Genomic DNA, 13,768 nt, shown 5'->3' with positions numbered 1-13,768 from the left:
GCGTGGGGGACGTCGGTCCCCGGTGCGGGGGAGGTGCGCGGGGCGGGGAGTCGATCAGAATGGGCGGCGTGCTTCAGGAACGCGGTGGTAGGACCACTACAACGACGGCGGCGGTGCTCGCGGCCGCCGCGGTGGTCGAGACGCTGGTGCGCGGGATCGTCCAGCACCGGACCGAGACGTCGGGAGTGCTGCTGACGTCGCTGTTCCTGGCGTTGTGCGCGACGGCGCCTTTGGCGTTCCTGGGCCCGTTCGGAGCCGCCACGGCGGTGGTCGCGGCGTCGGTGCTGGCGTTGACGATCACCGGGGTGTTGCCGGCAGGGTCGGCGGCGGCGGTGGTCGTGGCGATGTTCCGGGTGGGATGGGCCGCGGGCACGTTCGGCCAGGCCCGTTCCCGGTGGTGGGCGGGGATCACGGCGGCGGGGTTGTCGGTGCCGTTCCCGGTGATCGCGCTGAGCATGTCGCAGGGCTCTGATGCCGGCGTGGTCGCGGTCCTGCTGACGGCGCTGGCTCCGGCGGCGGCGTTCGCGGGGAACGCGGCGCACGCGCGGTCCGAGGCGCGCGTCCACCAGGCGGCGCGGGAGGCGGTGGCACGTTCGCTGGTCGAGCACACGGCGCGCGGCGAGCGGGCCCGGATCGCCCGGGAGCTGCACGACGTCGTGGCGCACCACATCTCGATGATCGCGGTCCAGGCCGAGACCGCGCGGCTGGCCACCCCCGGGATGCCGGCGGCCGGAGCCGAGCGGCTGCTGGCGATCGGCGACACGGCGCGCGCCGGGCTGACCGAGATGCGGCGGCTGCTGGGGGTGCTGCGGGAGGACGCGGGCCCGGCGGAGCAGGAGCCGGAGCGGCATCCGCAGCCGGGGCTGGACCAGCTGCTGATGCTGGTGGACGCGGCGCGGCTGACGTCGGGGGCGACGACGCGGCTGATCGTGTCCGGGGCGCCGACCGCGCTGGATCCGGGGGTGGAGTTGGCGGCGTACCGGATCACGCAGGAGGCGCTGACGAACGCCCGGCGGCACGCTCCGGGGGCGCCGGTGGATGTGGAGTTGCGGTTCACGGCGGAGGCGCTGCGGTTGCGGATTCGGGACAGCGGGCCGGGGCCGGAGGTGGTGCCGGCGGTGGTGCCGGAGGTGGTGCCGGGGCGTGCGCAGGTGGGGGGTCAGGTCGCTGATCCGGGAGTAGCTACGGGAGGTCACGGGGTGGCGGGGATGCGGGAGCGGGCAGCGGCTGTCGGAGGGCGGCTTGCGGCAGGGCCCTCGCCGACCGGCGGGTTTCTGGTCGAGGCGGAGTTGCCTGCGGGTCCTGACAGGAGAGCGCTGTGAGCGAGGCGCTGATTCGGATCGTGATCGCCGACGACCACCTGGTGGTACGGACGGGGTTCGCCGCGCTGCTGGCGACACAGGCGGACTTCGAGGTCGTGGGCACCGCCGCCGACGGCGAGGAGACGGTGCGGCTGTGCCGGGAGGCGGAGCCGGACGTGGTGCTGATGGACGTGCGCATGCCAGGGACCGACGGGATCGAGGCGACACGGCAGGTGGTCGCGCAGGCTGCGGAACGGGGCGTGTTGGGGCCGCGGATCCTGATTCTCACGACGTTCGACCTCGACAGCTACGTCTACGACGCACTGTCGGCCGGCGCCAGCGGGTTCCTGCTGAAGGACGCGACGGCGGAGCGGCTCTTCGAGGCGGTGCGGGTGGTGGCGGCCGGGGAGGCTTTGCTGGCGCCGGGGGTGACGCGGCGGTTGATCAGCGAGTTCGCTCGACTGCGGCCTGGGAGCGGGGGCGGCGCGGGCGGAGGTGCTGGCGGCGGCAGTGCTCGCGGCGCCGGCGGAGCTGATGGCGCCGGCGGCGGTGGTGGTGCTGGCGGTGGTGGTGGTGGTGCTGGTGGTGCTGGCGGTGGTGGTGCTGGCGGTGGTGGTGCTGGCGGTGGGGTTGGTGGCGCTGCTGGTGCTGGTGCCGGTGGTGCTGGTGCCGGTGGTGCTGGTGCCGGTGGTGCTGGTGGTGCTGGTGGTGCTGGCGGTGGCGCCAGAGGTGGTGGTGGTGGTGGTGCTGGCGGTGTTCGCGGTGGGGTTGGCGGTGCTGGTGCCGGTGCTGGCGATGGGGTTGGCGGCGCTGCTGGTGCTGGTGCTGGTGCCGGTGGTGGTGCCGCTGGTGGTGGCGCTGGTGGTGCTGGCGCTGGTGGCGGTGCTGGTAGTGCTGGTGGTGCTGGTGCTGGTGCTGGTGCTGCTGGTGCTGGCGGTGCTGGCGGAGGGATGGAGAGATCAGGTCGAGGCGCGACCCCGGTCTCGGGCACTGCCTCTGGTGCCGGTCCCGGTGTCGCATCACGAAGTTCGTCTGCCGGGTTGCCCGGCCAGGGCCTCGCCGCCCTCACCCCGCGCGAGACCGAAGTGCTCCTGCTCCTCTCACGCGGGCTGTCGAACCCGGAGATCGCGGCCGAGCTGGTCGTCACCGATGAGACCGTCAAGACGCACGTCAGCAGGATCCTGACCAAGCTCGGGCTGCGCGACCGGACGCAGGCCGTGGTCGCGGCATACGAGTCAGGCCTGGTGGTGCCCGGCGGCGAGGGTCAGGAGCGTCCGCCGAACCGCCACTGATGGACGTTGACCTCGGCGTACCCGGTGCCGGGGAGCGCGGCGCGGGCGTCGTCGGCGCTCGCCGCGCGCAGCATGGCGATCGTGCCGAGCCAGGCGTCGCCGTCGTCCGACAGCAGCGGGCCGTAGGCGATCAGGCCCGCGACGTCCGGCGCGGCCGGCGCGTCGCCGACCGGACGCGGCTCGCCGAGGGCCAGCACCAGGTAGCCGTCGCCCTCCGGCGCGCCGCCGGGGAACTGCCACATGGTGCGGCCGAGGTCGTTGCGCCAGCGGCGCAGCATCACGTCGCGGTAGACGCCGGCCTGGTACCCGGGCTCCTCGAAAGCGAAAGCGCGCGCCGACGCGGTATCGGGGAGCGTCAGGATGTGGACGCTGCCGGTCGGGACTTCGTCGTCGCCCTCGACCGTCGGACCGCGCGCGATCATCTCCTGCGCGAAACCGTCCATGTAGGACCAGTGGTCTTCCAGGAGTTCCATGCGCAGGGCAAGGGACCCGGCACGGTCGCGGTGGTAGCAGAAGAAGTCCATGCGGGCAGTCTTCACCACGCGGCCCTCACCACGCGGCCCGCACCCAGCGGCCGGGGCACAGCGAACACCCGGGTTCAGCCGCCTTGGGCGAGCTCAGCGATCGGCTGCCACTGGCGCCAGTTTTCGAGGCGGCTGGCGTATTCGTTCGTGGCGACAGCGAACGGCACGGAGCCGAGGAACACCCGCAGCGGCGGCGTCTCGGCGTCAACGATTTTGAGTATCGCGGCGGCGGAAGCGTCCGGGTCTCCGGGCGGGTTGGCCGACAGCCGCTTCGCCGTCGCCTCGCGGACCGGCGCGTAGGCCTCGATCGTGGTCGCGCGCCTGGCTGAGGCCTTCGAGCGCCCACTCGGACGCGTGGTAGATCCCGATCCCGGGGAACGCGGCGATCCCGCCGATCGAGGAGACCTGCAGGATGTGGCCCTTGTGGGCCTGGCGCAGGTAGGGCAGGGCGGCATGGGTGACCCAGAGCGCGCCGAACAGGTTCGTCTCGATCTGGTCGCGGGCAGCCGGGCCTCCCACTGAAGCTCCGCCGCCGCGCGGGCGAAACGGGGCATCGACAGAGGCTTTGCGGCGAGCCGGTCATAAGCCGGATTCTGAGGAAGGATCCCGCATCTTCCGCGGAAACAGGCCTTGACCTGCATCGACGCCATCAGACTGCCGCTTCGGCATGCCATGCGGCGTGCCGGCGTTTGCACTGGTCACGAGCCTTTGGGAGTTGGAGGTAGATAGCGACTGACAAAAAATCGACAGGCTCCCTCATGGTTCAATCGCTGGCGGGCCGCTCGAGTTCGATCTCGATGGCCAGCACACCGAGGGCTTCCTTCTCCGGGCCGTAGATACGCCGGATGTTGGCGAGCTGCTGTTCGCGTGGGCTGTCGGGGTTCACGTTAGCCGGGCCCTCGGTGTCGAGCATCTCTTCGAAGTTGTTATAGCGGGCGACGCGCTTGACGACGGTCAGGACGTCATCGCGGCCGCAGATGAAGCGGATCCGGTCGCCCGGGGCAAGGGTGCGCAGGTTCGGGTACTGAACGCGAACCTCGATGGTCTTGCGGCCGGCAGCGACAAGGTCGAAGTAGCGCCGGAAGAGGTTCATCTCGCGGGCGCGAGGGCCGGCAGGCGTGGCAGGGCGGGCGGACATGATCCGGTCGATCTCCTGGGTCGTGTATGAGCGATAGAAGTGCTTGGGGTCAGCGAGCATCCGGCCGACGAGATCGACCATCGCATCGACGTAGGAATCGACGTCGCCAGGCCAGTCGGTGACGTCGAGCATCCAGGCCGCCGAGCCGGGCGGAGCCGGCAGGCGGCCTTCGCGAATCAGCGATTTGGACAGCTTGGCGCCTGTGTCGGTGAGCACCATCGGTGTGAACACCCGTGGCGGCGGCGCCAGCCCGGGCAGCTGGGCGAACGCCTCGTCGACGAGCTGGCAGCCGAACGCCCAGTCGCCGCCCTTGACCATCACCGACAGTGTCACCGGATCGCGCATGGCCAGGCGTTCCTTGACCAGGTTGCGGTAGAGCGTGGCCAGGTCAACGTAGCTGGCGTTGTCAGCGGTAACGGCGATCTCGTATTCACCATGGTCGGTGCAGACCGCAGCGAAGTCCGCGCCGCCGGATCCGGTGCGCAGTAGCCGGGTGCGCTCGGCACGCTTCTCGGCCCAACCGCATTCCGGGCAGGGAAGGCGCAGGTGAACCTGGCCATGGGAGGGAGCCAGCGGCCAGCGAATCTGCTCCAGCCTGCCCAGTGTGGCCAGGAACTCGTGGCGGAAAGCGGGGCTGGCCTGTTGCGCGCTATAAGTCTCGACTTCATAGTCCACGCCGGTGGCATCCGCCAAGGAGTCGAACATCGCCCGGTAGTACTTACCGATCAGCTCCTCCACGCCATCGTGGCCGAGGGCGTGGTAGTAGGTCTGCTGGTAGGCATGATGCGTCTCGGGGTCCAGGGTGACGTCGTAAGGAGCATTGTCCAAGGCGCCAAAGCGGACTATGGCGTCGACGTTGAAGGTGCGCTTGGTGGCCTTCGCCATCAGGAACGCCGCAGTCTGCACCAAGGAGGTACCCAGGTGCGGGGCTCCGTTGATCTGCGTGCCGACGCAAAACGCTACCCGTTCCGGCCCCATCGCCTGGAGCCGGGGGCGGACCATGTCGACGGCTCGCAGCATGGCGTTGGCCAGGACGTTGTTCGGGCTGATGATCTCCACAGGTTCGGTGCCGGTCATGAGGGATCTGCCTCTCGTCAGGCGGGCACGGGGATCTGGGCCAGGATGTAGTCCACACGCCGACCGGGATCGTCGGCCGGGACGAAGATGGGACGGTAGCCGGCGTCGTAGTAGCCCTGGACGATGAGCTCATGGACCCGGCGGATCTCGCGCTCCTTGGCCCACACCAGGTCGTCGGCAGACTCGAAATCGTCCAGGGGGTCCAGGACGAAGACAGCGTCATAGCGGTAGGTACGGGCGGCGTGCTCCAGCTCCGGATACGGCCCCAGGCCGAAGAACGCGTCCCAGCCGTAGCCGTCAGGAATGCCGCGGTTGTAAAACCGCAGCCCGTGCGCGTGATCACAGAACTCGGTGACGAACGCCTCCAGAACGTCGCGCGAGTACGCTTGCCGGTCACCGACTTGGAGGTGGCGCCCGAGACGGTCGCGGTGCTTGCGGTAAATCTCCCTTGCGGGCTCGCCGGCCGTGGCCGGGATACCGCGGGAGTGCAGCACTTCCAGGACCGCTTCTTTGCCAGCCGACGGGCCGCCAGTGATGACGTATCGCCGCGGTGGCCCCGCCGGGTTCAGCAGTTCTTCGATACTCATTTGGATCGGGCCTCCTTGGATTTCGACAGGTCACGCACTTCGCGGCCGGTCAGCGATGTGTTCCAGTCGCGCATCAGGTCCGGTCCGCCGTCGGCGCGTGTCAGCACGGCGAGGAAGTCAGCCAATCCCGCGGCCAGGTCGAAGCAGGCAGTCAGCACGCGCCGCTGGGCCGGGGTCAGGGTCGGCGTCCAGCCCGCGAAGGCAGCGATCTGGTCCGCGCCGAGCTCGGTGTCGGCATGCAACAGCACCAGCCCGTAGGCGCGGCGATAGTCCTCGGCTGCGGCCAGCACCGCAGCGTGCCGCCACAGCGCACCCCGGGACGCCGCATTCGTTTCCTCGATGCCGGCGCCCATACTCACCAGCCGCGCGATGCCGAGCAGTTCGGCACGCAGCAGGTACACCGCACCCCACAACCGGGCTACGGCCTGCTGGTGCTCGGCTGCCTCCCAGGCGAACACGTCCTCAGGCAGTGCCAGAGGGGCAACCGCCGGACGTAGCGCGGGGGGCTCGGCGTGCCGGGACGTGAAGTCCTCGGCGTCCCGGGCCAGCTGCCAGGACAGCAGGTTGATCAGCTTGGGCTCGACACGCTTGCGGAAATGGTGTTCTTCGTAGCCGGCTGCGGACGCGGCGGCCGCGCGTCGGGCAGTCAGCGTCGCGCCCGACGTCGCGGTCTCGGCGCCGAACAGCAGCCGCGCCGGGCCAGCCAGCTCGTGGTTCTCAAGCCGATCCATTTGCTCGCGCAGCAGCGCGTCCAGTGCCCGGATGCGGCTGGCCGGATCAGCGGGGTCCAGTGCGCGAGCCCTCACTCCGGCCAGTTCCAGCAGATTCGGCCCGCACACGCCGGCACGGGCCGGCAGCCCGGCGCGCAGCAGCGCCCGAACCTCCCCAGCCAGCGCCTCGGTTGTTGGTGAAGGCGGTGCAGTGGCCATGCCACATAGTGTGGCAGGGATGCCCAGAAAAAGCCCAGACTCTGGTCACAGAAAGCCCAGAGCGCCGCCATCCATCCTCAGCGGTTGGCTGCCGGGTGACTACTCGCCGAGTCTGCGATATTCGGTGGGCTCCCTGCCGAGTCAGTCCCGCAGATATTCGAGGTGCCAGGCGCCGGCGCTTTCGGACCCGACTCAACGAAGTAGTCGCGCACACGAAGCAGCGGTAGGCCAGTGAGCGCAGCGATGCCGGCACGGGTCTCGCCCAGTTGGTCCAGCTTGAGCACGGCTTCGCGGATCACCGCTTCGAACGGTGCCACTTTCGCCTCGGCGTCGTCGCGGATTCGCTGCGTCTCTGCCTGCGCTTGAAAGTAGTCAGCCAGGACCTTTTCGAGTTCCTTCTCCCGCTTGATGCGTTCCGCATCTCGGAGTGCCACTGCTTCCTGTGCTTTGGTCAGCGCCAGAGTCCGCGCTGATGCTCCAGTTCGTCGCGCCATGTTCATTACAGTAAACAGAGGTGTGCGCAGCGGCGACTCGAGCAGGCCTCAGCCAACGCCGCTGCCAGCCGCTCGACCGCCACGCTGGCCTCGCCCAAGCGAGTGAATAACGTCCCCCAAGGCGCCACAGTGCTGCCTGCATTAACTTTCATGGGTATATTTAACTTGTCGCCGAGAGGTGGAAGCCGACGCGACGAGTCCAGTAACAGCCTTGAGAGAGGAAGCTCATGAACAACGAAACGACACTAGTCACACAACGGAATGACCAGCAGGTCGTGCTGATGGCCCTGCTCTCGGTCGAGGACCGCACGATGGTGGATCGAGTCGTCTGCAGCGACACGCCTGGCTACCTGGTCGAGGACCACCCGTTGTCCGGGATGCTGCTCCGACGGATCGGCGAGGACGCCGTGGTGCGCGACTACCTCGCTACGTTCGCCCGCACCGAGGAGGGCGCGCGGCGGGTCCTGAGGCTGGCGCTCGGCCTCGCCAAGATGGCCCGTCACAAGGGTGTGGCGGCAGCTGCGGCGTTGAGCATCGGGGGATGGTGCGCGTTGAGCTTGGGCCGGTGGGAGCTGGCCGACAGCCTTGCACTGCAATCTCTCGACGCTACCCGCAACACGCTCGCAGAACGCGTCCGCGAGATGGTGGCCGGCCAGTGGTTCGCTGACGTACTCGACATCGAAAGCGATTTCGACACCGCAGCGGTAAGGCAGTGCTCAGCTCGCGTCCTCCACGAACTCACCGAGACGCGAGCATACATCTGGCTGCGCTGATCACCATGCTGCGCGCGGGACCCGGAGAACGTCTCCGAGCTCCGTGCTTTGATGTTCTGTGTCGTGCGACGTCGCGGCCGCCGAATCGTCGATGATGGAGATCGAAGAAGTCGGGGCCGGCGTAGATGTCCGCTCTCGCGGTGGAAGCTCGCCAGCCCCGACCAGTAACAGCCCTTGAGAGGTGCTGTGATGGGTGAGTATAGGTGCCCCGAGGAAAGGACCGCTGAGGGTGATCCCGGCTGGCGTTGAGCCCGTGAACGCGGCAGGCGTCGCCGACATCTGCGGCGTCACCCTCGGGACACTACGCAACGCGAAGACGTTGAAGAGCCCGGGATTCCCGAAGCCGCTCAATCCGCACCGGGGACGAGACCACGTGTGGGATCCAGCAGAGGTCACAGCGCACAAGGCAGAGCGGCCCCTGCCCCCACGCGCGGACCCCTCCCCCGACGACCTCCTCGACGACTTCGAGGCCGCCGCGGTAGTCGGCGTATCGGTCGACGTGTTCACGGACCAAGCTGCCCGGCTCGGCCTCACAGCTCACCACATCGAAGCTCACGAACTGCGCTACTGGCGCCGCGGCGACCTGTCGAAGCGCCACGGACGGGCGCCGGGGCAGCCCGGCAAGCCGGCCGGCGCGAGGGATCTCACTCCGCGAAGACGGCGGGGCACGCCGGCACCAGTGGCGGCGAAGGCGGATCAGAAGGCTGCGGCGCTCTTCGCCTACCTTGCCGAGCTGGACGACGCCGGATCCGCACGACCGGACACCATCACCCTGGCGGAACGATACGGCGTCAGCCCGCGAACCATTCAACGCTGGCTCACGCGCGAGAAGACCGACTGACCACAACGTTGGCGCTCATTCAATCGCACTCGCTTGAGCGTTAGCCTACGTGAACAACTTGCCCTATATTTCTACTAACACACCTTTTGCAGACAATCTGAACATGGGCCCGCTACGCGGGACGCGGTGCCGCAGCCGACTCGCGAAAGGCGGTGATCCGATCGTGATGACGATCCATAAGATCACCGCTGGCGACGGCTATACCTACCTGACCAGGCAAGTAGCCGCTGGAGACAGCAGCCCGCAGAGGGGCAAGTCAGCGGCCGAGTACTACACCGAAACCGGCAACCCGCCGGGCACATGGATGGGGTCGGGACTACAGGGTCTCGGCGTGTCCGGCCAGGTCTCCGAAGCGCAGATGACGGCGCTGTACGGGCAGGGCCTGCACCCGAACGCCGCCGCCTTCATCGCGAACTACCAGCGCGAGAATGTCACAGCCGAGATGTCGGAACGGCAGCTCAAGAAGGTCAACGATCAGGCGCGGAAGGCAGCCGGCCTCGGCCGGCCGTTCCCCGAGTACCGGGATCTCGGCCTCTTCGACGATCGCGTGTCGGCCAGGCTGGAAGCGATCCAGACCGAGGTCGGCCGTGCACCGACGGCGGCTGAAGAGAAGAAGGTCCGGCGGGAGGAAGCCCGGCGCCAGCGGCGGGCCGTAGCGGGCTTCGACCTGGTCTTCACCCCGGTGTCTTCGGTCTCCCGGCTGTGGGGTCTCGATCCCCGTCGGTGGGTCCGCGAGGCGATCGAGCAGGCACACCAAGCGGCCCGAGACTCAGCGCTGAAACTACTCGAAGAGCACGCCGCGTACACCCGCACCGGCTCATCCGGACAGGCGCAGATCGAGACGCATGGGCTGATCGCCGCCGTCTTTGACCACGCGGACAACCGACTGGGAGAGCCGAACCTCCACTCTCACGTCGCAGTCTCCAGCAAGGTCCTTGGGACCAACGGAAAGTGGCAGGCGCTCGACGCCCGCGGCCTGTACCGGATGACGGTGGCGGCCTCCGAGCTCTACAACACCGTGCTGGAGAACGAGCTGCACGCCCGCCTCGGACTCGATTTCGAGACCCGATCGGACACCTTGAGCAAGCGCGAGCCGGTGCGCGAGATCAAAGGCTTCCCTGCGCAGGTGCTGTCGCACTTCACCCGCCGGCGAACCGACATCGCGGTCGAGTACCAGCGCCTGGTCGCCGAGTTCCGCGCCGCTCATGGGCGCGATCCCACGCTGTCGGCGGCGCACGAACTCGCTCAGCAAGCGACGTTGTCGACCCGCAAAGGCAAGAAGCCGCCGCGGGCGTGGGCCCTGATGCGGGACGAGTGGCGCGACGACCTGATGGCGGCCTTCGGACCGCGCGCCCTCGCCGAGGTGAGCGCGGTCGTCCCCGCGCGCGGTCGGCGCTGGCCGCGGCCGATCACTAGCGCCGAGCTCGATGTGGCAGCCGTCGCCAGCCAAGTGGTAGCCGAAGTCCAGGAGCACCACGCGACATGGACCCGCTGGAGCATACTCGCGCAAGCGCAGCGAGAGCTGCGTGGAACACGATTCACGACGCCGGCCGAGCAGGAGTACGCGGTTTCCGCAGTCGTTGCTGCGGCAGTGTCCAAGTGGTCGATCTCCACCGAGCCGCCGGAGCTGGTGGCCGAGCCGACAGCGCTGCGCCGCTCGGACGGGTCGTCGGTGTTCGTCCAACACGGGGCTGAGCGATTCACCAGCCAAGCTGTTCTGGACGCCGAGGCCCGGCTGGTCGACGCTGCCGGATACCGCACCACGGTCGGGGTGGACGGGGAGACCGCCGACCGAGTGTTGGCCGCTCACGAGCAGCGAACCGGCGACGAACTCGACCCGGGACAGCAAGCGCTGGTGAAGGCGTTCGCATGCGACGGACGGCTGCTACTGGCCGGGATTGGTCCGGCCGGGGCTGGCAAGACCACCGCTATGAAGGCCCTGACCACCGTGATCGACGCCGGAGGGACCGGGCGGTTGGTGCCGTTGGCGACCTCCGCAACAGCGGCAGGCGTGCTGGCAGCGGAGTTGGGGACCGGTGCCGAGAACCTGCACAAGTTCCTGTGGGAATGGACGAAGGGACCGCACGCCAAGGCCCTGGCCGGCGAGCGGAAGGTGCCGCCGGAGATGGAGTTCTTCGCACTGAATCCGGGCGATGTTGTCTTGGTGGATGAGGCAGGCATGGCCGGCACCTTGAACCTCGACCGGCTCGTGACAATCGCCACCCAGCATGGTGCAGTCGTGCGGCTCCTGGGCGACTACCGGCAGCTCGGCGCCGTCGAATCCGGTGGCGCCCTGAGGCTCATCGCCAACGAATCAGGGGCGGTGGAGTTGTCGACGCTGTACCGGTTCGCGAACCCTTTCGAAGCCGAGGCAACGCTCAAGATCCGTGTCGGCGACACCGCCGGACTCGACTTCTATCAGGATGCCGGACGGATTCAGCACGGGTCGCGTCAAGGCATGACCGAGCAGGCGTACGCGGGCTGGAAGACGGACATGCTCGCCGGGCGCAAGGCTCTGATGGTCGCCGCGACCAATGCCGATGTCGCCGAACTGTGCGCTCGGGCACGAGCCGACCGGGTCGCCGCAGGGCAGGTCGAAGCCGACGGCGTGCGACTTCATGACGGCAACCTCGCGGGCGCGCGGGACCTGGTCGTTACCCGCGACAACGACCGCCGACTCCGCTCCGGAACACGCGACTTCGTGAAGAACGGCGATGCCTGGGAAGTGGTCAAACGTCACGCAAACGGCGCCCTGGCCGTCGAACACCTGGAGCACCACGGCCGCGTGCTGCTGCCGCCGCAGTACGTCGCGGCCAACGTCGAACTGCTCTACGCCACGACCGCCCACCGCGCCCAGGGATCGACAGTGGACGCCTGCCACGCACTGATAACCGAGGAGATGGGACGGGAGAACTTCTACGTCATCGTGTCCCGAGCCCGCCACGGCACCGTGTTGTACGTCGCCACCCATGAGCTCGCGAGCCTCGACGAAGACGAGCATGTGGACGGCGTGAAGTTCGACCCTGATGCCTACGCCGCGCGCGAGATCCTCGAACACGTGGTGGCTCGCGAGACCGCCGAGCTGTCGGCGACTGAGCAGATCCGAGCCTCGTTTGCCGAAGCCGAATCGCTGTTCAGCCTCGTACCCCGATACGACCACGCCCTCGATGTCGCCACCGACTCCCACTACCGGCAGGCAGTCGAGAAGGTGTTGCCAGACCTGGCCGAGGAGATCATCGGCGATCCGGCGTGGCACGCAGTCCTGCGGGCACTTCGCGATGCCGAGACCGCCGGATGGGACGTCCCGGGTCTGCTCACCAAGACCGCACGCAAGCGCGAATTGGCCACCGCGGACTCGCTGGCTCAAGTCATTTCGTGGCGCCTGCGCCAGGTCATCGAGATGGAATCGGCACCGCTCACCGGCGGCTCCAACGAGATTCGCTACCGCTCCGTCCTGGCCGATATCGCCCCAGCCCTGGCATCTGGAGTCGATCTGACTCCTCCGCCGACGGTCCCGGCTCCGCGTGTACGTGGCGACGATTCCGACCTGCTATACGAGTACGCCGTCCGCAGAGCCCTGGGAACCGTCCGCACCGAACAGGCCCGCGAGGAAGGCACCTGGCCGGCACTGCTGCTCGCGTTACGCCGCGCCGACGCGCTCGGGGTGGACCCCGCCGAGCTTCTGCAAGCCATGATCAACCGCAGAACACTCCATGCCGGAGCCCCGGTCTGCCAGACTGCTGCCTTGGCCGTCCACCGCTACCTTGACGCGAGAACCGCCAGCACAACCGACGACTCGCGCTCCGCTTGGCGACGGATCACGCGTGCGCTATCGCAGCTCGAACAGGCCCGCACCGAACCAGAAGCCGCGTTGACCGAGGCCATCGTGAGCCTCGAAGCCAGTGCAGACGGTTTCACCCTCGCCGCCCTGGCCAAGCACCTAGAGTCGGCTGCGCATCGTGTGAGCTACTCCCTCCTACCTGCCTGGCTCCGCAGCGCGCGACCAGTCACCGATCCGCAGTGGCGCCCGTATCTGGACGCGCGAGCCGAACTGATCCGTCATCGCGTCGACCAGTTGGCCCTCACCGCCATCGCCGAACGACCGGCCTGGACCACGCACTTCGGCATGGAACCCACCGGCTCGGCCGAGCGCGAAGCCTGGCTGAGCCATGCCGCCGCCATCGCCGCCTACCGCGACCAGTACCGGGTCACCGATGACGATCCGGATCAACCTCTCGGCCCGTATCCCGAGAGCGGACGGGTCGGCCATCGCGCCTACTGGATAGCCGCCGCATCCCTCCTGGCCCTACGCGGTGCCACCCCGACCGCAGACCCGAGCTGGGGACGACTGGCCGCCGACCGCTACCGGACTCTGGACATCGCGGAGCAGAACAGCATCGCCACCGGGCTCGCCAACCGACTCGGCCACTACTGGCTAGGAGACAACCGCGAGCCGGCTGTCGACGCCGATCAGCCTGTCTACCACCAGCAACTCGCAGCCATCCTCGTCGAACACGGACACCTGAACCTCCCCGAACCCAACCTCGCCAGCCGGCCCGCTCCACGGACCCCGAGCGCCCGAGGCCGCGCCAAGCAGCGCCATGGTCGCCCGGCCCAGACAGCTCAGCAGCAAACGTCCAGAGTCCAAAACGAGCTGTCGAACCGACAGTCATACACCCGGACTCAGCAGCCGCCCCACGTCCCGCCCGAGCAGCCGCGTGGGCCCAGGCCGGAACGCTAAAGATCCGGTACTTCAGACGAGCAGCCACAGAGCTTGAACCTCCCAGACCTCTGACCAGGTCACAGCCAACG

General features: G+C 68.5%; 11 protein-coding genes and 2 pseudogenes. 7 read left to right on the top strand and 6 right to left on the bottom strand.

The genetic code is table 11. The annotated features are described in order from the left end of the window. Positions 1 to 68: 68 nt before the first annotated feature. From ABH935_RS30940 to ABH935_RS30925, 4 genes and pseudogenes are all read left to right on the top strand, one after another. Entirely contained in the window at positions 69 to 1,322 is a 1,254-nt protein-coding gene (locus ABH935_RS30940) for a sensor histidine kinase (protein WP_370381474.1), read from the top strand. Positions 1,323 to 1,330: 8 nt separating this feature from the next. Beyond that, positions 1,331 to 1,771, top strand: a pseudogene (locus ABH935_RS30935) (response regulator transcription factor); the annotation flags it as partial. Positions 1,772 to 1,796: 25 nt separating this feature from the next. Next, positions 1,797 to 2,486 carry a hypothetical protein gene (locus tag ABH935_RS30930; RefSeq protein WP_370381599.1) on the top strand — a complete coding sequence of 230 codons (690 nt, stop codon included), beginning with the start codon at positions 1,797 to 1,799 and terminating at the stop codon, positions 2,484 to 2,486. Further along, a complete protein-coding gene (locus ABH935_RS30925; protein ID WP_370381593.1) occupies positions 2,387 to 2,593 on the top strand; it encodes a response regulator transcription factor in 207 nt (68 codons plus the stop codon). Before ABH935_RS30930 ends, ABH935_RS30925 begins: the two co-directional genes overlap by 100 nt. On the opposite strand, the gene ABH935_RS30920 is transcribed toward ABH935_RS30925, so the two are convergent. From ABH935_RS30920 to ABH935_RS30895, 6 genes and pseudogenes are all read right to left on the bottom strand, one after another. Further along, positions 2,566 to 3,117 carry a YciI family protein gene (locus tag ABH935_RS30920; protein WP_370381592.1) on the bottom strand — a complete coding sequence of 184 codons (552 nt, stop codon included), beginning with the start codon at positions 3,115 to 3,117 and terminating at the stop codon, positions 2,566 to 2,568. The genes ABH935_RS30925 and ABH935_RS30920 overlap by 28 nt on opposite strands. 74 nt (positions 3,118 to 3,191) lie before the next feature. After that, positions 3,192 to 3,621, bottom strand: a pseudogene (locus ABH935_RS30915) (SDR family NAD(P)-dependent oxidoreductase); the annotation flags it as partial. A 259-nt stretch (positions 3,622 to 3,880) separates the two neighbouring features. Continuing rightward, positions 3,881 to 4,255 (bottom strand): ASCH domain-containing protein, encoded by a 375-nt coding sequence (locus ABH935_RS30910; RefSeq protein ID WP_370381591.1) that lies wholly within the window; start codon positions 4,253 to 4,255, stop codon positions 3,881 to 3,883. 1,094 nt (positions 4,256 to 5,349) lie between these two features. Then, positions 5,350 to 5,919, bottom strand: a complete 570-nt coding sequence (locus tag ABH935_RS30905; RefSeq protein ID WP_370381473.1) for an AAA family ATPase — start codon at positions 5,917 to 5,919, stop codon at positions 5,350 to 5,352. Further along, positions 5,916 to 6,848, bottom strand: a complete 933-nt coding sequence (locus ABH935_RS30900; protein ID WP_370381472.1) for a hypothetical protein — start codon at positions 6,846 to 6,848, stop codon at positions 5,916 to 5,918. The genes ABH935_RS30905 and ABH935_RS30900 overlap by 4 nt, the downstream gene beginning before the upstream one ends. A 77-nt stretch (positions 6,849 to 6,925) precedes the next feature. Further along, positions 6,926 to 7,342 (bottom strand): hypothetical protein, encoded by a 417-nt coding sequence (locus ABH935_RS30895; RefSeq protein WP_370381471.1) that lies wholly within the window; start codon positions 7,340 to 7,342, stop codon positions 6,926 to 6,928. A gap of 227 nt (positions 7,343 to 7,569) precedes the next feature. Here ABH935_RS30895 and ABH935_RS30890 point away from each other — a divergent pair, with 227 nt between their 5' ends. The 3 genes from ABH935_RS30890 to mobF all read left to right on the top strand — a co-directional run bounded on the left by ABH935_RS30890 (position 7,570) and on the right by mobF (position 13,697). After that, positions 7,570 to 8,115, top strand: a complete 546-nt coding sequence (locus tag ABH935_RS30890; protein ID WP_370381470.1) for a hypothetical protein — start codon at positions 7,570 to 7,572, stop codon at positions 8,113 to 8,115. 253 nt (positions 8,116 to 8,368) lie between these two features. After that, positions 8,369 to 8,956: a helix-turn-helix domain-containing protein gene (locus tag ABH935_RS30885; protein WP_370381469.1), complete on the top strand. Its 588-nt coding sequence runs from the start codon at positions 8,369 to 8,371 to the stop codon at positions 8,954 to 8,956. Positions 8,957 to 9,014: 58 nt separating this feature from the next. After that, entirely contained in the window at positions 9,015 to 13,697 is a 4,683-nt protein-coding gene (gene mobF, locus ABH935_RS30880) for a MobF family relaxase (RefSeq protein WP_370381468.1), read from the top strand. Positions 13,698 to 13,768 lie beyond the last annotated feature (71 nt).

Source organism: Catenulispora sp. GAS73 (assembly GCF_041262085.1).
In the GTDB taxonomy this organism is placed as follows: domain Bacteria; phylum Actinomycetota; class Actinomycetes; order Streptomycetales; family Catenulisporaceae; genus Catenulispora.
Note: the sequence above shows the minus strand (reverse complement) of the source record. Positions and strands in the feature narration are given on the sequence as shown.

Coding starts and splice junctions, on each gene's coding strand:
- ABH935_RS30920 (WP_370381592.1), bottom strand. CDS start 3,117: ATGGACTTCTTCTGCTACCACCGCGACCGTGCCGGGTCCCTTGCCCTG.
- ABH935_RS30910 (WP_370381591.1), bottom strand. CDS start 4,255: ATGTCCGCCCGCCCTGCCACGCCTGCCGGCCCTCGCGCCCGCGAGATG.
- ABH935_RS30905 (WP_370381473.1), bottom strand. CDS start 5,919: ATGAGTATCGAAGAACTGCTGAACCCGGCGGGGCCACCGCGGCGATAC.
- ABH935_RS30900 (WP_370381472.1), bottom strand. CDS start 6,848: ATGGCCACTGCACCGCCTTCACCAACAACCGAGGCGCTGGCTGGGGAG.
- ABH935_RS30895 (WP_370381471.1), bottom strand. CDS start 7,342: ATGGCGCGACGAACTGGAGCATCAGCGCGGACTCTGGCGCTGACCAAA.
- ABH935_RS30890 (WP_370381470.1), top strand. CDS start 7,570: ATGAACAACGAAACGACACTAGTCACACAACGGAATGACCAGCAGGTC.